At 70.3% G+C, this 17,660-nt stretch carries 11 protein-coding genes; 3 read left to right on the plus strand and 8 right to left on the minus strand.

Annotated elements, in window-relative coordinates:
* Positions 1-2: 2 nt before the first annotated feature.
* The gene (locus AC6JA9_RS23010; protein WP_223751830.1) at positions 3-1,364 is read right to left on the minus strand and encodes a DHA2 family efflux MFS transporter permease subunit; all 1,362 of its coding nucleotides are present in this window, start codon (positions 1,362-1,364) and stop codon (positions 3-5) included.
* Between the two features lie 222 nt (positions 1,365-1,586).
* Positions 1,587-2,567 carry a pirin family protein gene (locus AC6JA9_RS23015; protein WP_408891723.1) on the minus strand — a complete coding sequence of 327 codons (981 nt, stop codon included), beginning with the start codon at positions 2,565-2,567 and terminating at the stop codon, positions 1,587-1,589.
* A gap of 309 nt (positions 2,568-2,876) precedes the next feature.
* Here AC6JA9_RS23015 and AC6JA9_RS23020 point away from each other — a divergent pair, with 309 nt between their 5' ends.
* Complete coding sequence (locus tag AC6JA9_RS23020) at positions 2,877-3,986, plus strand: heparan-alpha-glucosaminide N-acetyltransferase domain-containing protein (RefSeq protein WP_223751794.1); 1,110 nt, start codon at positions 2,877-2,879, stop codon at positions 3,984-3,986.
* Here the strand turns inward: AC6JA9_RS23020 and AC6JA9_RS23025 are convergent.
* Positions 3,972-4,460, minus strand: a complete 489-nt coding sequence (locus AC6JA9_RS23025; protein ID WP_223751793.1) for a VOC family protein — start codon at positions 4,458-4,460, stop codon at positions 3,972-3,974. The genes AC6JA9_RS23020 and AC6JA9_RS23025 overlap by 15 nt on opposite strands.
* Before the next feature lie 99 nt (positions 4,461-4,559).
* Between AC6JA9_RS23025 and AC6JA9_RS23030 the strand changes: the two genes are divergently transcribed.
* Complete coding sequence (locus AC6JA9_RS23030) at positions 4,560-6,431, plus strand: vWA domain-containing protein (RefSeq protein ID WP_408890273.1); 1,872 nt, start codon at positions 4,560-4,562, stop codon at positions 6,429-6,431.
* Positions 6,432-6,515: 84 nt separating this feature from the next.
* Here the strand turns inward: AC6JA9_RS23030 and AC6JA9_RS23035 are convergent, their stop codons facing one another.
* Together AC6JA9_RS23035 and AC6JA9_RS23040 are read right to left on the minus strand one after the other, a co-directional pair.
* Complete coding sequence (locus AC6JA9_RS23035; protein WP_408890272.1) at positions 6,516-7,088, minus strand: hypothetical protein; 573 nt, start codon at positions 7,086-7,088, stop codon at positions 6,516-6,518.
* 202 nt (positions 7,089-7,290) lie between these two features.
* Positions 7,291-7,863, minus strand: a complete 573-nt coding sequence (locus tag AC6JA9_RS23040; protein WP_223751790.1) for a hypothetical protein — start codon at positions 7,861-7,863, stop codon at positions 7,291-7,293.
* Positions 7,864-8,027: 164 nt separating this feature from the next.
* On the opposite strand from AC6JA9_RS23040, the gene AC6JA9_RS23045 reads away from it, so the two are divergent.
* The gene (locus AC6JA9_RS23045) at positions 8,028-8,729 is read left to right on the plus strand and encodes an expansin EXLX1 family cellulose-binding protein (protein WP_223751789.1); all 702 of its coding nucleotides are present in this window, start codon (positions 8,028-8,030) and stop codon (positions 8,727-8,729) included.
* Positions 8,730-8,780: 51 nt separating this feature from the next.
* Here the strand turns inward: AC6JA9_RS23045 and AC6JA9_RS23050 are convergent, their stop codons facing one another.
* The 3 genes from AC6JA9_RS23050 to AC6JA9_RS23060 all read right to left on the minus strand — a co-directional run bounded on the left by AC6JA9_RS23050 (position 8,781) and on the right by AC6JA9_RS23060 (position 17,552).
* Positions 8,781-14,294: a DNA repair ATPase gene (locus AC6JA9_RS23050; RefSeq protein ID WP_497957839.1), complete on the minus strand. Its 5,514-nt coding sequence runs from the start codon at positions 14,292-14,294 to the stop codon at positions 8,781-8,783.
* 144 nt (positions 14,295-14,438) lie between these two features.
* Complete coding sequence (locus AC6JA9_RS23055; protein ID WP_141323116.1) at positions 14,439-16,601, minus strand: hypothetical protein; 2,163 nt, start codon at positions 16,599-16,601, stop codon at positions 14,439-14,441.
* A 129-nt stretch (positions 16,602-16,730) separates the two neighbouring features.
* Positions 16,731-17,552, minus strand: coding sequence for a hypothetical protein (locus AC6JA9_RS23060; protein ID WP_223751787.1), 822 nt, complete (start codon positions 17,550-17,552; stop codon positions 16,731-16,733).
* Between the last annotated feature and the right edge of the window lie 108 nt (positions 17,553-17,660).

The following is a 17,660-nucleotide window of genomic DNA, read 5'->3' on the forward strand; positions in this document are numbered from 1 at the left end:
CCTCACGAGGCCCGGGCCGCGCGTCCACCGATGCGCGAGCCCGCGTCCTCGGGCAGCCGGCGGAACAAGAACCCCGCCAGCGAGGACACCACGCCGATGGCGATGAAGGGCATCAGGAAGCGGTCCGGCGTCAGGGGCAGCTCGCCGGCCCCGCGCGCCAGGTGCAGCATGAGCGCGCCGAAGCTGATGCCCACGCTCAACGCCATCTGCTGCGTCACCACCGCCATGGTCGACGCCTGGCTCATCTTCTCCGGGGGGATGTCCGCGTAGGCCACGGCGTTGATGGCGGTGAACTGGAGCGAGCGCACGAAGCCGCTGACGAACAGCGTGACGACGATGACCGGGATGGGCGTGCCCACGCGGAACAACGCCGGCACGGCCGTCAGCACCGCGGCGGCCAGGTTGGAGCCCGTCAGCGTGGCGCGGAAGCCCAGCTTGCGGATGACCCACGGCGCCAGCGGCTTGCAGGACATGGCCCCCAGGCCCGTGCCGATGGTCATCATGCCCGCCTCGAAGGGACCCCATCCCAGGCCCACCTGCAAGAGCAGCGGCAGCAGGAAGGGCGTCGCGCCCAGGCCCATGCGCACCAGCCCTCCGCCCGCGATGCTGGCGCGGAACGTGGCCACCTTGACCAGCCGCACGTCCAGCACCGGCCGATGGCGCCGCAGCGCGTGGCGCACGTAGAGCACCCCCGCGCCGACGGCCACCAGGGCCATGCCCAGCTGCGTCTCCGGAGGCACCAGCCCCACGCCCAGCGTCTCCACCGCGACAATCGTCAGCGTGATCGCCACGGCGGCGATGGCATAGCCCTTCCAATCGAAGGGCCCCGGGTGCGGCTGCGGCAGCTCCGGGACGAAGCGCGCCACCGCGAGCATGCCCAACAGGCCCACCGGGACATTGACGAAGAAGATCCATGGCCAGTCGGCCACGCCCAGGATGAGCCCGGCGATGGGGGGACCGATGAGCGGCCCCACGAGCGCGGGCATGGTGAACCAGCTCAGCGCGGACACCAGCTTCTCGCGCGGCGCCGAGCCCACCACGATGAGCCTGCCCACGGGCGTCATCAGCGCGCCGCCCAACCCCTGCAGCGTCCGGAAGAGGACCAGCTGCGGCAGCGTGCGCGAGAAGCCGCACAGCACCGAGCCCAGCAGGAAGACGCTCATCGCGACCATGAAGACGCGACGAGGGCCGAAGCGGTCCGCCACCCAGCCGCTCGCCGGCGCGAGCACGGCCAGGGCCAGGATGTACGACGTCAGCGCCAGCTTGAGGTGGATGGGGTCCGTGCCGAAGGCCGCGGACAACGTCGGCAGCGCGGTGGACAGCGCGGTGGAGTCGACGAACTCCATGAACAGCGCGCTCGCCACCGCGATGGACGCCAGCCGGGAGCCTCTCTGGGAGGACGCGGGCGGCGAGCCGGGTGGAGAGGAGCCAGGGGAGTCGGACACCTCTCTTCTATGCACATGTGGCCGCGCGACTGTCACGCTCGACGACACTGCGCGCGGGCGGCCCCTCGCCCACCCTGCCACCGGGCGGCCGGCACTCGGCCGACGCCCCGGTGGAATCACGGACGGGGCGCGGGGGACTCGTCAGGCCGGCCGCTCCAGCCGGCCATCCGCGTGCCGGGCGAAGCGCCCCTCCTCGCGCGCGTGCACCGGGTCATCGCTCTTCCAGGGCCACCCGCCGAACTGGGTGCGCTGGTAGTCGTTGAACGCCTGGACGATCTCCTCCCGCGAGTTCATGACGAACGGCCCGTGCTGCACGACGGGCTCATTGATGGGGCGCCCCTGGAGCATGAGCAGCTCCGTCTCGTCCGGGCCGTTCTCCAGCAGCGCGTCCGCGTCCGGGCGCAGCTGCAGGACATGCCGGGCGGGGACGTCCCGGCCGCCGACCTTCAGCGCGGAGCCCTTGAAGAAGTACACGAAGCGGTTGCTGCCGCGCTGGGCCGCGGGCAGCGTCCAGCGCGCGCCGGGCGACAGCTTCACCGTCCAGATGGCCACGTCCGAGTCCACCCGCGCGGCCCAGGACTTCGGCGGAGGCGACGGCGGCTTCGCGTCCCCCAGCCTGCCGGCCACCACGGTGACCTCGGTGGTGCGCCCCGCCTCGTCCTTCGCCACGTGGCGGGGGATGGCGTGGTCCCAGAGCATGGAGAAGTGCGGCGCCACGAGCTTGTCGGCGCGCGGGAGGTTGAGCCAGATTTGAAACAGCTCCACGGGGTTGGGCGCGTCCTTCTTCAGGAGCGGGAACATCTCCGAGTGCAGCACGCCGCTGCCCGCCGTGAGCCACTGCACGTCCCCGCCGCCGAAGCGCGCCGCGGCGCCCAGCGAGTCCGAGTGATCCAACAGCCCGCTGCGGACGATGGTCACCGTCTCGAAGCCCCGGTGCGGATGCTGCGGGAAGCCCGGCACCACGGTGCCGTGGTACATGTTCCAGCCGTCGCGACCCTCGAAGTCCTGGCCCAGCTGCCGGCCCGCCAGCGACGCGGTGGGCCCCAGCTGCTCGTTGCCCTGGGGGTAGGCGTCGACGTGGTGGACGCAGAACAGGAACGGGTCCGGCGTGGGCCAGGGCATGCCCCGCAGGGGGCCCATGCCCAGGATGACGGGTGGCGCTTCACTCCCCTTCGACGACTGGCTCATCCCCTGCTCCTCTGCCTTTCCCGGGCTCTTCGTGCAGCTCGCCGTGGTGGTGGCCCCCGCCACCGCGAGCAACCGCAGCGCCGCTCTCCGACTGACTTCCTCGCTCAAGGGGCCTCCTGCCACGCGTGACGCCGTCCGGAGCCTCTAATCCCGGCCAGCCCGGGGCGCATTCTTTCACGTCCGGGGCCCGCCAGCCCGCTCCCCATACACCTTCGCCTGGGGTTGCCGTAGGGTTCGCCCGCCGTGAGCCCATCCCCCCCCTTCGCCGTGTCCCAAGAGCGCGTGCGCGCCATCGACTGGCTGCGCGGCATCGCCGTGCTGTTCATGGTCCAGACGCACTCGCTGGCCCTGCTCACCCCGGAGCTGCGCAAGAGCGTCTGGGTGGGCCGCCTGCTCAAGGTGGACGGGCTGGTGGCCCCCGCGTTCATCTTCTCCGCGGGCTTCGCCCTGGCCCTCGTCATGGTGCGCAGCGCCGCCGCCGGGAAGCTGCGCGAGCGCGTGCCGCGAAACCTCCGCCGCGCCTGCGAGGTGCTGCTGGTGGCCTCGCTGGTCAACTGGGCCTGGTTCCCCCTGCTGAGCGAGCCGAAGTGGCTGCTGCGCATGGACATCCTCCAGTGCGTGGGCGTGTGCCTGCTCCTGATGTTGCCGGTGGCCGCCCTGCTCGCCTCGCGTCCCCGCGCGCTGGCCGGCCTGAGCCTCGCGCTGGCGTTCACCGTCTTCGCGGTGGCGCCGCTGGGGGAACAGGTGACGGGGCCGTGGGCCACGCTGACGAACAAGTCCTCCTTCGCGCCGTTCCCCCTGCTGCCCTGGCTGGGCTTCGGGTGGCTGGGCGCGTTCGCGGGGACACTCGCGGGCGCGTGGGGCCGCCGCGCGCTGGCCCTGGCGTTGCTGGCGCTGGTGACGGTGGGCGCCGTGGGCGCCGCGTCCGGCGACTTCCTCTTCCAGCTCTACCCGCACCACCGCTTCTTCGTGGCCAACCCGTCCAACTCCGCGGCGCGCTTCGCGTGGGTGTGCGCGGTGCTGCTCGGCTTGATGTGGCTGGAGGGGCGCGTGGCGGAGGCGAGCGCGCCTTCGCGCCTGCGGCGGTTCATCGAGGTGTTCGGCACCTCGTCGCTCTCCGCATACTTCTTCCACGAGATGCTGCTGTTCTACCGGCTGGGGGGCGTCTTCTCGTTCCAGCGCTTCTGGGGGGACAAGAGCGACTGGCCCCAGTACTGGCTGCTCACCGCCGTGCTCATCGTCGCCACGTGGATGCTGTGCCTGGCGTGGGACGGGCTGGAGCGCCTGGTGAAGAGCGCGCTCCGGGCCGTGACGAAGCGCCCGCGTGGAGCGCTGACGTCAGTGGGAAGCTGACGCCAGCTTCTCGAAGGCGGAGACGACCTCGGGCGGGGCCTGCACCAGCTCGATGAGCACGCCCTCTCCGCTGTAGGGGAACTGCTCGTTGGCCTTGGGGTGCACGAAGCAGATGTCGAAGCCCGCGGCGCCCTTGCGGATGCCGCCGGGGGCGAAGCGCAGGCCCTGCTTCTCCAACCACGCCACGGCGACGGGCAGGTCATCCACCCACAAGCCCACGTGGTTGAGCGGCGTCTCGTGGACCCGGGGCTTGCCCTCGGGGTTGATGGGCTGCATCAGGTCCACCTCCACCTTGAAGGGGCCCGCACCGGCCGTGACGATGTCCTCGTCCACGTTCTCGCGCTCGCTGCGATAGGTGGAGTGAGGCGTCAGGCCCAGCAGGTCCACCCACAGCTTGCGCAGGGGGGCCTTGTCGGCGGCGCCGATGGCGATCTGCTGGACGCCCAGGATTCGAAAGGGTCTCGAGGTCTCCATGGGGGGCACCCTGTCACGGGAAAATCCGGGGGAATAGACCCATTTCCCAGGTCGTGCGTTTCGAAGCGGCGAACGTCGTATCCGTCCCCCGGAGAACGCATGTCCCAGTCCTTCCTGAAGCGCCGCCTGAGCCAGTGGGGAAGTGCCCTGCTCGTCGCCTGCACCCTGCCGGCGTGCACGTCGTCCAAGCCCACCGCGGAGGGCCTCTCCGTGGCCCCCCAGGCCGACTACAAGCCCCGGGCCGCCCACCGAGATGACGCGGCGCAGGACGGCGCCAAGGACGAGCGCAGGGAGAAGGCCCCCGCGGGCGCCGTGGCGCAGGCGATGCGGCCCGAGGCGCCCAAGGCCGACCCCCACACGTTCGCCGAGACCGAGCACGACGAGTCCTCCGCGGTGGAAGGCGCGCCCATGGAGGAGCCGAGCGCAGTGATGATGGCCGCGCCTCCTCCGCCGAGCCCCGCCACGCTGGGTGGCGCGGGCGCCGCGCCCAGGTCCATGGAGCTCGCCAAGCGCGCGGCCCCCGGCCCCAGCAAGAGCATGCCCAGCCTCCCCACGCGCAAGCCCGCGCAGGACACGCTGGCCCCGGCGGACGCGGACACCACGCACCAGGGCAACACGTTCGAGAACTGGAAGCCCAACGCCTTCACCGAGACGGCCAAGGACGCGCTGTCCACCTTCGCCGCGGACGTGGACACCGCGTCGTACACCGTGGCCCGCCGCTACCTGCAGCAGGGCAACCTGCCGCCGGCCTCCGCGGTGCGCGTGGAGGAGTTCGTCAACTACTTCAAGTACCGCTACGCCCCGCCGGAGAAGGGCGCGTTCACGGTGCACCTGGAGGCGGCGCCCTCCCCGTTCGACTCGAAGCGCCACTTCGTGCGCGTGGGCGTGCAGGGCAAGGTCGTCTCGCGCTCGCAGCGCAAGCCCGCGCACCTGGTGTTCCTCATCGACACCAGCGGCTCCATGGCGTCGCAGGACAAGCTGCCGCTCGCCAAGGAGGCCATCAAGATCGCCGTGAAGAACCTCAACGAGAACGACACGGTGGCCATCGTCACCTACGCGGGCTCGACGCGGGACGTGCTGGCGCCCACGCCCGCCACGGACGTCAAGCGCATCCACGCGGCGCTGGACGGGCTGGAGTCCGGCGGCGGCACGGCGATGGGCTCGGGCATGGAGATGGCCTACAAGCACGCGGTGAAGAAGGCGTCCGGGCAGGTCGTCTCCCGCGTCGTGGTGCTCACCGACGGCGACGCCAACATCGGCAGCGTGTCCCCGGAGTCCATGCTGGAGAGCATCCGCAAGTACGTGGCCGAGGGCGTCACCCTCACCACCGTGGGCTTCGGCATGGGCAACTACCGTGACGACATGATGGAGAAGCTGGCCGACAAGGGGAACGGCAACAGCTTCTACGTGGACAGCTACAAGGAGGCCAAGAAGGTCTTCGAGACGCAGCTGACGGGCACGCTGGAGGTCATCGCCAAGGACGTGAAGCTGCAGGTGGAGTTCAACCCCGCCGCCGTGAGCCGCTACCGACTGGTCGGCTACGAGAACCGCGACGTGGCGGACAAGGACTTCCGCGACGACAAGGTGGACGCGGGTGAGATTGGCGCGGGACACAACGTGACGGCGCTGTACGAGGTGGAGCTGGTGAAGGGCGCCAGGGAGTCGCTGGCCACGGTGCGCGTGCGCGCCAAGGCGCCCAACGGCACGGAGGCCTCCGAGCAGGCCTTCCCGCTGGAGCGCTCGCTGCTGCGCGACTCGCTGGAGGCCGCCTCGCCCGACTTCCGCTTCGCGCTGGCCGTGGCCGCCACCGCCGACGTGCTGCGCGGCAACCCGGCCGCCGAGGGCTGGAGCCTGGCCACCGCGCAGAAGCTGGCCGAGGGCGCCGTGGGCGGTGACGCGGACCGCGCCGAGTTCGTCCGGCTGGTGACGCAGGCCCGCGCGCTGTCGGGTGCCTCGGCGCGCGGTCGCTGAAGAGAGGTTCGCTGTCGGGGGTCGTGGGGTGGAAGGCCCACTGGGGGAGCCTTCCACCCCACTTTTTCATTCCGGCACGCCCGCTCAGAACGCGAGGACGGTGCCCGGCGTGGTGCTGGTGAAGAAGTCGGGGTACGACACCACGAACTCCGGGCCGGTGCCCGTCTCACCGTAGATGACGCCGGCCTTGGTCCCGTAGGACGTCAGCGTCGTGCCGTCCAGCTCGATGGCCACCGACGTCAGGTCAATCGTGCCGGACACCTGGTGGCCATCCCGCCGGATGATGGTCATCGTCTCCGGGTCCACGTGGAAGAAGCTCAGCGTGCGGTAGGGCCCGCCGCCATAGCTGCTCTTGTAGGTGAGGCCCACCGCCACGCCCAGCTCGTTGGCCGCGACGTACAGCGACGGGGGCGCGTAGCCGCTGGACGAGGGCAGGGACAGGCTCGCCGCGGCCCACGGGCACGACGCGGACGCGCGCCGGTGCAGCTTGTTCTCGGTGACGGGAGGCACCGGGGCCTGCGTCACGACCACCGACGTCACCTCGAACGTGCAGCCCCTGGACGTCGCCGTGGACGACAGCGCCGCCTCCCGAGCCTCCAGTGACGCCTCCTGCTCGCTCCCGGGAGCCTCCCCACCGCAGGCGGAGAGGACCGACATCGCACAAAGACAGACAGACTTCTTGAGGAACCCCATGACGTGACAACCCCCGGTTCAGGAATGTGGCGGCGGCACCGTACCACCCCCGCAATGTCTTGCATCCGGAATCGCAGCCAGACAAAGACTCACGCGCTGAGAACCCCAACCCCATCCTCTCCGTCTCCGAGAATCACCTGGAGGCCCGGTCCGCCCACGGCCGCGCTCAGTACGCGACGACGCTGGGTGGGGTGGTGCTGGTGAAGAAGTCCGGGAACGTCGCGATGAAGTTGCTGCCGCTGCCCGTCTCGGTGGGGCTGATGATGCCCGCCTTCGTCCCGCCCGCGGTGAGCGTGGTGCCGTCCGCGCCGATGGCCAGGTAGCCCAGGAAGACGCTGCCGGTGCCCAGGTACACGGCGAAGCCGGTGTTGCGCACCACCGTCAGCAGCTCCGGGTCCACGTGCTTGATGCCCACGGTCCTGGGCGAGCTGCCGCTGTAGCCGTTCTTCACCGTGAAGCCCGCCACCACGCCCAGGTCATTGGCCACCAGGGACAGGCTGGGCGTGGAGTTGATGGAGGTGCCCAGCCCGATGCTGGCCGCGGGCCACGCGCACGTCCCGGAGGCCAGCCGGCTCAGGAAGATGTCGTGGATGGGCGGAAGCGTGCCCGCGCGCACCACCGAGGTGAGCTCGAAGACACATCCACGGGACACCGCCGAGACCAGCTCCGCCTCGCGGACGTCGAACACCTCATCGAGTCCGCCCGTGGGCTCCTCCACACCACAGGCCGGAAGGACCATCGCCGCACAAAGAGAGACAGCGCGTCGGAAGCTTCGCATGACGTGACAACCCCCTGGTTCGCTAACAGCGCCCGCACGCTAGCAGCCTGCAAGTCATTGCACCGACATTTCCAGGCAACGGGCCTGGGCACCGGGAGGACGCCTTGCGGTATCCTCCGCCACGTATGCGCCCATCCCACCTGTCCTCCCGAGTGCTGCTCGTTCCCCTCGCCGCCTCCCTCCTCGCCTGCGGCGGCTGCGGAAAAGATGACCCCTCCGGCGGAGGCGTGCCCCTGGGCGAGGAGCAGAAGGGCATCGCGACGTTCTACGACGCCACCGGCGCGGGCAATTGCAGCTACGACGCCAGCCCGGACGACATGATGGTGGCGGCGATGAACACGCCCCAGTACGCCAACAGTGCCGCCTGTGGCCAGTGTGTGGACATCCAGGGCCCCAGCGGCTCGGTGCGCGTGCGCATCGTCGACCGCTGCCCTGAATGCGAGGCGGGCCACCTGGACCTGAGCCGCGAGGCCTTCGCGAAGATCGCCGAGATGCGCCTGGGCCGCGTGGACATCACCTGGAAGGTGGTCTCCTGCGACGTCGCCGGCAACCTGGAGTACCACTTCAAGAACGGCAGCAACCCGTGGTGGACCGCCATCCAGGTCCGCAACCACCGGCTGCCCATCTCGAAGCTCGAGTGGCGACGCGGCGATGGCGCCTGGAAGAACGTGCCGCGCGAGGACTACAACTACTTCGTCGAGTCGGGCGGAATGGGCGAAGGCGCGTTCACCGTGCGCGTGACGTCGTCCACCGGCGAGCAGGTGGAGGACACCCTCCCCCGCGTCCTCGACGACGACAGCGTGCGCGGCACCCAGCAGTTCCGCTGACCCCGAGCACCCCGGACCGAGGCTCGCGCGAAGCGAGCCCCGGCCCGCACCTCAGCGCCGCAGCATCGAGCGCAGGAGCTCCAGCGCCTCGGTGACGTTCTGCCAGACCTGGAGCGACTTGACGCCCTCCCCTTCGCCCTGCACCGCGCGACGGGAGGCCCGCTCCAGGGGCAGCAGCACACCCTCCACCAGCTCGATCTGCCGGCTGAGCTCCGCGGGCGAGGGTCCGGCCACGGCGGTCCGCTGGAGCGCCTCCGCCGGCACCTGGGCCGACACATTCACGGGGCGGTCCGCCAGCGCCGCGAGCGCTCGCGACAGTTGGTCCAGGTACGGCCCGAAGTCCTGCGCGGGCGCCTGCTGGACGACGGGCGCCTGAACGGGCATGGCCGCGCGCTCCGTCAGCGCCTTGAGCAGCTGGGCCAGGTGCTTGAGGTACGGCGTCAGATCCGGGCTCGCGGCGACGGGCGCGGCGGCCGCGACGACCGGAGCCTGCTTCACCTCGCGGCCCACCCGCGCCACCTCCAGCACCGCGTCGCGCAGGGCCTCCAGGTACGGCAGGGCCTCGGCCGTGGGGTCCGCCTCGTCATTCGCGGCGCCCTGGGCCAGCTGCGTGGCCGCCTGCGCGACGGCGTCGCGCACCGCGCCGAGCTGCTCCTCGATGCCGCTGAGCTGCCCGGTGACGCGGGCCACGGGGTCGTCCTCCTTGCCCCCCATGCGCTTGACGCGCGCGAAGCCCTGCTTGATCTCCTCCCAGCGCTTCGCCTTCTCCGGGGTGAGCCGGCCGCGCATCTCCGCCAGCTTCAGCAGATTCTGCTCCGCGGCGGTGGTGAGCGTCTGGGACTCGCCCTGGTAGTGGTCGTCGATGAGCCGCTCCAGCTCCGCGTCCGTCATCGCGGAGACGAGCTTCTCCGTCAGCTTGCTCATGTTGCGGTAGCTGCCCTGGAGCTTGAAGGCCGGCTCGGTGCGGAAGCGCTCGTCCTGCGCCGCCGAGGCGATGTACTGCATGTTCACCTTCAACAGCACCGACTGCACCCGGAACATCCGCTGGAAGATGGCGATGATCTCCTGCAGCTCCGCCGCCGCGTAGCCGTGCTTCATCTCGCCCGCGGGCACCTCCTCGCCCTGGGCCATGCGGATGAGCCGATGCGTGTCCGCCGAGTCCCGCGTGGCCAGCGGCGCCGTCACCGTGTTGGAGGTCAGCGCGTTCTCCAGGTAGCTCAGCGCGAACAGGTGCTCCTTCCCGTCCAGGATGTCGCCCAGGTTGTACGTGTCCGCGCGGTTGGCGAGCATGTCCGGGATGCGGAAGCGCTCCCCCGTCTCCGTGTAGGGATTGCCGGCCATGACGACGCAGAACTTCTTGCCGCGCAAATCGTAGGTGCGCGTGCGGCCATTCCAGACGCCCTCGACGCGGCGCTGGCCGTCGCACAGGGAGATGAACTTCTGGAGCAGCTCCGGGTCCGTGTGCTGGATGTCGTCGAGGTAGAGCATCACGTTGTTGCCCATCTCGAAGGACAGGTTGATGCGCTCCACCTCCTGCCGCGCGGTGGCGTTGGGCGCCTCCGCCGGGTCCAGCGACTTCACCGAGTGCCCCAGCGCGGGGCCGTTCACCTTGACGAAGGTGAGGCCCAGGCGGCTCGCCACGTACTCCATCAGCGTCGTCTTGCCGTAGCCCGGCGGCGACATGAGCAGCAGCATGCCCATGCGGTCCGTGCGCTTGCCCTCGCCCGCCGCGCCGAGCTGCTTGGCCAGGTTGGCGCCGATGAGCGGCAGGTACACCTCGTCGATGAGCCGGTTGCGCACGAAGGACGACAGCACCTTCGGCGTCAGCTCCTCCAGGCGCAGCTTGCGCCGCTCGCGCTCCAGCAGGTCCCGCTGCAACGCGCGGTAGGCCTGATACCGGGGCACGCGCAGCTGCCGGAACTCGCCCAGGCGCGCCAGGAACTCATCCAGGCGCAACGGCAGCTTGCGGTCCTGGATGCGCGGGTGGCTGCCCAACAGGCCCGTCACCTCGGCCGCCGTCAGCGCGCCCGCGGGCTCGCGGTCCAGCTTGCGCTCGGTGAGCAGCAACACCGCCGTCTCCAGCACGAAGTAGCCGGAGTCCCCGGGGCCGCCGTCCCGCTGCGCGAGCCACGCCTGCACCCACGCGCGCGCGATGTCCAGCCGCGACGCCAGGTCCTTCTCCAGCCCGCGCAAATCCTCCTCGAAGGCCGTGCGCGTCCCCTGCCGCTCCAGCTGCGCCAGGAACGCGTCCCGGAGCACCAGCGCCTCGCCGCTCGTGGTGAAGCGGGGCCGCTCCACGGCCAGCTCCTCCACCAGGTAGCCACCCGCCAGCCGCGCCTCCGCCGGCGAGTGCGAAAGCCCCTGCGCCTTCAGGAAGGCCCCCACGGCCTCGCCCAGCGCCATGCCCAGTTCGTGCAGGCCGCCCGCCGCGGAGAACGTCTGCCGCAGCCGCGCGAGGCTGCGCGCCCGACGGTGCAGGAGCGCCCGCGCCGCCTCCTCGGTGTCGAAGGCCCAGTACAGCGCCGCCAGGGCGCGAGGCACCGGAGCGAAGCGCAAGAGGCCCGCGCCCTGGTGCAGCGCCAGGAGCTTCTCCAGCACCGCGGCCGCGTCCACGTCGTGCACGCCGCGCTCGTAGCCCTCGTCGAAGCGGTCCGCCGCGTACGCGCGCACGGGCTCCAGCAGCGTCCCGCCCATCACCGCCGCGTGCAGCCCCGTCAGGGACAGGCCGTTCTTGCCCTCCTCCGCGTCGGAGAGGATGCACGCGGCCAGGTACTCGGCGCGGTACACCTCGCGCGTCTCGGAGACCAGGTGCTGGTCCCAGAGGTCCTTCTGCTCGAGCAGCGCCGGGTCCTCCAGCTTCTGCGCGTAGTCGGAGCCGGTGAGCTGCAGGTACAGCGCGCCGTCGCGCGGCACCAGCGTCAAATCCAGCGGCTGGGTGTTGACGTTGAAGCGGTAGGTCCCCAGCTTGATGACGTTGTCGCCGTCCGCGAACAGGTCCTGCTTGTCACGCAGCGCGCGCAGCGCGTCCTGCTTGGCGGACTTCAGCCGCGACTGCACCTCGTCCGAGCGCACGCTGTCCTGCAGCGCCATCAGCTGCTCGGAGAGCTGCCGCAGCTTGAGGATCATCGCGTCGGTGGCGAAGTACGCGTTGAGCTCGTCGTCGGACTTGAACGCCTTGGAGCGGCGCTGCACGCCCTGGAGGATGCGCTCCGCGGCGCCGAAGAGGCTCTGCGCGCGGCGCTGGCGCTCGTCCACCAGCGTCTGCTTGCGCGCGCCGAACGCCTCCAGCAGCTCCTCGCGCTTCTGGGTGATCTGCCCGAGGAACTCGTCGAACTCGCCGAAGCGGCCCTCCAGCTCCTCCAGCTGCACGGTGAGGCGCGACAGGCCCTCGTCGCACTTCTCCGGCACGTCCGCCTGCGCCAGCGCGTTCTCGATCGCCTGCCCGAGCAGCTTGAACTGGGCGCCGAACTCCGCGCGCTTCTCGCGGCCGGACAGCTCCTTGCGCTTGGCTGACAGGCTCGCGCGCACGCGGTTGAGCCGGCCGAACAGCTCGGAGATGCCCTCCAGGATGCGGGCGCGCGCGAGCGGGTCTCCCACCTGGAGGCCGCCCACCACCTCGCCCAGCACGGTGAGGCCCTGGGCCGTCTTCTCGATGTCCTCGCCCAGCGGCTGCAGCTCCGCCGTCGTCTGCACCGGCTCCAGCTTCGCGAGCAGCTCGTCCAGTCGCGCGGCCAGCGGCTGGAGCGCCTCCCCCTTCTGGAGGAACTCCACGCACGCGGTGCTGGTGGAGTCGGACGCCTCCACCACCGCCTTCTCCAGGGCGTCCACCCGCCCCAGGTCCATGTAGCGGATGTCCTTGAGGGTGATGAGGTGCCCGCGCTGCTGGCGCAGCTCCGCCAGCACCAGCATGAACTCCTCGGCGGTGGTGAGCAGCTCCGGCCGCACCCGCGCGAGCAGCTTCGCCTGGGCCTGCTCCGCCTCCGCCAGGGCCTCCGTGGCGCGCTTCTGGAGGGCGAGCACCTTCTCGAACTCGTCGATGATGAGCTCGGAGGTGCGCCGCAGCGTCTCGATCGGCTCCTGGAGGCCCGTCTCCGCGTGGCCCAGCCAGTAGTACGCGTCCAGCGCGCGCGTGGCCGCGGCGACCAGGTCCTCGTAGGTGCGCCGGCTGGGCTTGTCCGTCTTCGCGATGCGCTGGAGCGTCAGCGAGTCGGAGATGCCGCGCACCAGCTCCGCGTTGCCCACCTTGCCCAGGTACCCGGGCGCGGGCGGCGTCGCCGCCGCGTGCTCGTCCGACGCGAAGGGCGTCTGCCACACCTGCATCGGGTGCACGCGCGTGGGGTCCGCCGACGTCTCGCGGAACACCACCAGCCCGCCGTCCCCGAAGAGGCTGTACCCGTTGCACACCAGCGGGTTCTGCACCTCCTTGCGCACCAGGTTGTACGGGAAGAGCAGGTAGCGCCCCACCTCGCGCTGGTGGAAGACGTAGAGCACGTCCTCGCCATTCGGCGAGCGGATGACCTTCTTGAACTCCATGCCCTCGCCGGTGGCCTCACCGTCGAAGACCTTGTAGTCCCCCGTCTGGAGGTAGTAGCCGCCGGGGAAGATGATGCCCTGGTCCTCGGGCAGCCGGATGCACGCCTGACCGATGGCGTCGATGCGCACCACGTGCTGCGTGCGCGAGTTGAACACCAGGTAGCGCTGCACCTTCTCGCGGAAGGGCAGCACGCGCAGCAGGATGAGCGTGCCCACCTGCGCCCAGGCGAAGCGCGCGTCGTCCAGCGACTGGTTCGCGTCCTCCACCGGCTCGCTGTAGATGCCCAGGCCCGAGGACGTGTTGTCCTCCACCTTCACGGTGAGGTCCCCCTTCACCGTCTCCACGAAGACCTGGTCCAGCACGTTGACGTGCGGGTGGGCGCCCAGCACGTAGTTCTCGCGCGTGGCCACCGTCCACTCGAAGTCGTGCGACGGCGGGAAGGTGTGGTCCTTGTCGCCCTGGTTGTCGAGGTAGGTGGCGTTGCCGTCCGTGTCCAGGCTGAAGCGGAAGACCTTCAGGTCTCTCGCGGACTGGCCCGTCTTGAACACCGCCAACAGGCGCGCGTCCTTGCGCCGCAGCTGCAGGAGCTTCGCGTCCTTGTAGTAGCGGTACAGCTCGCCGAAGTCCTTGATGAAGCGCGGGTCCGCCAGGAAGCCGCCGCCTTCCGTGTGCGGCACCGCGGACAGGTCGAACCCGTCCGCCGTCTTCTCGAAGCGGTGCAGCGAGAACACGTCCGCGACGGACGTCTCCTTCTTCAGCCCGATGAAGACGTTGTAGCCGAAGAGCAGGTACTTGCCGACGCTGACGATGTCGCGCGCCACGCAGTTGTTCTCGGTGCGCACGCGCTCGTTGCCGATGACAGCCAGCTCCGTGCCACCGAAGAACGCCTTGCGCCGCGCGTTGAGGTCCGCCGCCTTGGTGCCCAGCGCCTCCGCCTGCGCGAGCAGTCGCGTCCGGATGACCTCGTAGCTGCCCCCCTCTAGCGCGACCTCGCCCGTGGGCGCCGCGCCCTTGCCACCTTCAGTTGCCATGAGTGCTCACCGGAATTGCGCATGGACCCCGCCCCGTCCCCCGTCGAGGGGACGCCACCCCGGATGGCCCGGGGCGGAGTCGTCGTGACGTCATGGCCGCCACCGCACGGCTCGCGCGGCGATGGCGGCCCCCTGCTGATGGCCTCAGCCCTGCTTGTCGGCGGAGGCGGCCTTGCCGTCGGAGCCCAGCAGGGCCTTCAGGCTCGCCGCCGTCGCGTCCGTCGCGCTCGGCGTCATGCGGTGCAGCAACGCGGCCACGGCCAGGTTCTGCGCGTCGTTGCTCAGACCCGGCTTGGAGAGGATCTCCTTGAGGTCCGCCGGCAGGTCCTTCTCGCCGTTGACGTACCCGCCCAGCGCCTTCTTCAGCGACTCGCTGTGGTCCAGCGCGCCGTCCACCGCCGTGCCGAAGGACACCGCCTTGACGAAGCGCTCGAAGAACTCGCCGTCGCCGCCGACGATGTTGAACTTCGAGTTGGCGAACGCCTTGGCCAGCACCTCCGCCTGCGCCTGCGCGATGTCCTTGCGCACGCGGATGTTCTCCAGCTCCACGTCGCGCTCCTTTCCGAGCCGCAGGCGGAACTCCTCGTGCTCGCGCCCCACGCCGTCCATCAGCTTCATGGACGCCGCCTTCTCCGCCAGGCCCCGGGCCTCGGCGAGCAGCTTCTCCTGGATGGCCGCGGCCTCCGCCAGCTGCTTCTCCTTCGTCGCGATGGCCTCCGCCTCGCCGCGCTTCTGGATGGCGACGGCCTCCGCCTCCTGCACGCGCGCCCGGGCCAGGCCCTTCTCCTGCTCACCCGCGGCCTCCGCCAGGAGCTTCTCGCGCACCGCCTGCGCCTGGGCGTGGCCCTGCTTCTCGATGACGCCCGCCTCGGCCTCCTGCACGCGCACCTGCGCCATGCCCAGCTTCTCCGTGGCCGCGGCGTCCGCCTCCTTCACGCGGATGCCGGCCAGGCCCGTCGCGGCGGCCTCCGCCTGGATGCCCTCGGCCAGGCGCGTCTTCGCCTTGGCCGTCTTGTCCGCGGCCTCCAGGTCCGCCTCGGCCAGGGTGAGCTTCTCCTTCGCCATGTACACCGCCATCTCGCTGTTGGCCTTGGCGGCGTTCACGTCCTTGACGGTCTTCTCCTGCGCCTGGCCCTCGGCGGTGATGATGAGCGCCTGCTTCTTGCGCAGCGCGTCCGACTCCACGCGCAGGTCCTTGATGCGCTCCTCCTCCTGCGCCACCGTCTTCTCCACGGCGATGCGCGCGCGCACCACGTCCGCGATGTCCTTCTTCTGCTCCTCCAGCGCGCGCTCCTTGGCGATGCGCTCCAGCTCCGTCTCACGCTCCCGGCCGATGGCCGCCAGCGAGCGGGCGCGCTCCACGTTCTCCGCCTCCACGCTCACCTCGCGCTCGCGGTGCTTCTGGGCCACCTCGATGTCGCGCGTCTTGTTCTGCTCCTGGACGAGGATCTCCTGCTCGGCCTTGATGCGCGCCAGCTGCGCCTTGGAGTACTGCTCCTGCTTGACGCGCTCGGCCTCCGCGGACTCCTCGGCCTGCACGGATTCAATCGCGCGCTTCTGCTTGGCGGCCGCCTCCTCGCGCTGACGCTCCAGCTCGAAGATGCTCTGGTCGGCCTCGACGTTGCGCTTGGTCACCGCCTGGCGCTCGGTCTGCTTGAGCTCGTTGGTGACGATGTTCTGCTCGGTGGTGAGCTTGGTGATCTTCCGGATGCCCTCGGCGTCCAGGATGTTGTCCTTGTCCAACATCTCCACCGGGGTCTGCTCCAGGTAGTCGATGGCGCAGTCCTCCAGCATGTAGCCGTTGAGGTCGCGGCCGATGACCTCCACCACGTTGTCCTTGATTTCGGCGCGCTTGGTGTAGAGGTCCACGAAGTTGAAGTTCTTGCCCACCGTCTTGAGGGCCTCGGAGAACTTCGCCTCGAAGAGCTTCTCCAGCGTCTCCTGGTCGCTGGCGCGCACGCAGCCGATGGACTGGGCGACCTTGAGCACGTCCTCGCGCGTCTTGTTCACGCGCACGAAGAAGGTGACCTTGATGTCCGCCCGGATGTTGTCCTGGCAGATGAGGCCCTCCTTGCCGCGGCGGTCGATCTCCACCGTCTTCAGGGAGATGTCCATCACCTCCGCCCGGTTGATGATGGGGAACACCACCGCGCCGGAGAAGGTCACCAGCGGCTCGCTCTTGAGCGTGTTGACGATGAGCACCTTGCCCTGGTCCACCTGCCGGTAGAGACGGACGATGGTGAGAATGATGCCGGTCAGGAGGATGACACCTCCGCCGACGGCGGCTACCAGCGTGATGGGATCCATGGCCTTTTCCTGTGAAGTATTGACGGCGGGCCTTGTATCAGGCGCCAGGGATCCCCCGCGAAAGCCCCCTGGCGTCGAATCCATTCACGGCCCGCCCCCCTCTGAAGCGGACCCGTGCCTCGACTCAAGTCATGCGCGCGCCCGGGAGCGCGCCAGCGCCGCGGCCCGCACCGGGTCGCGAAGCTGATCCATCTCCTCCGGCAACAACCAATCCACCGGCTCCACCTCGTACGCGTCGCGCTCGGCGTCGTACGCGAGCACCAGGGCCGGGTCTCCGCGCTTCAGGCCGTTCGCCTTGGCGCAGATGACATTCAAGATGATGCCCGCGCCGCCGTCCTCGAACGTGGCGTGGCCGTTCCTGTCCGTGACGCTGCCGCTGGAGATGGTGCACACCCGGCCGAGCAGCGAGTCGCGCCCCGGCGCCTTGTGCGCCACGAACACGGGCCGCAGCGGCCGCACCGCGAAGCCGGAGATGACCAGGCCCGCGATGAAGCACAGGATGCCCAGCGTGGAGTTGATGAGCCACGATGGCAGCGCCCCGCCGAGCAGCGCGTGCGCCGGCGGCGTGGCCAGCAGCGACAGGAACCACGAGAAGAACGACACCAGGCTCACGGACACCGTGAGCGGAATCCCCGCGAAGCCCAGCGTGGAGAGGATGCCCCCGTCCACGTGCGCGTCGTGGTCATGCCCCGCGAGCGCCTTGCCGCCCTGGAGCGCCTCGCCCGCCGCCTTCGCCCCGCCCTCCAGCGAGCCCGCCAGCGCCTTGCCGCCACCCTCGATGGCCGCGCCCAGCGCCTTGCCGCCCGACTCGAAGTCGACGTGCCCGCCGTCCAGCAGGTCGATCCCCACCGCGCCCACGATGACGAACAGCCAATAGGTCAGCACCACGCCCATGGCGGTGGTGAAGAGGGCGGTGGGGAACGCGAGGATGGCGTCGAAGAAGGGCGTCATCAGCGCTCCGGACTCTAATCCACGGGCATTCCCTGCGAAAACCGGGGGGGTCGTTTTCCTGCCTGCTCCACGGGCGGGAAAGCAGAGGCGACCTTCGTTGCCGCGCGC

It is taken from the genome of Myxococcus sp. MH1 (assembly GCF_059738865.1).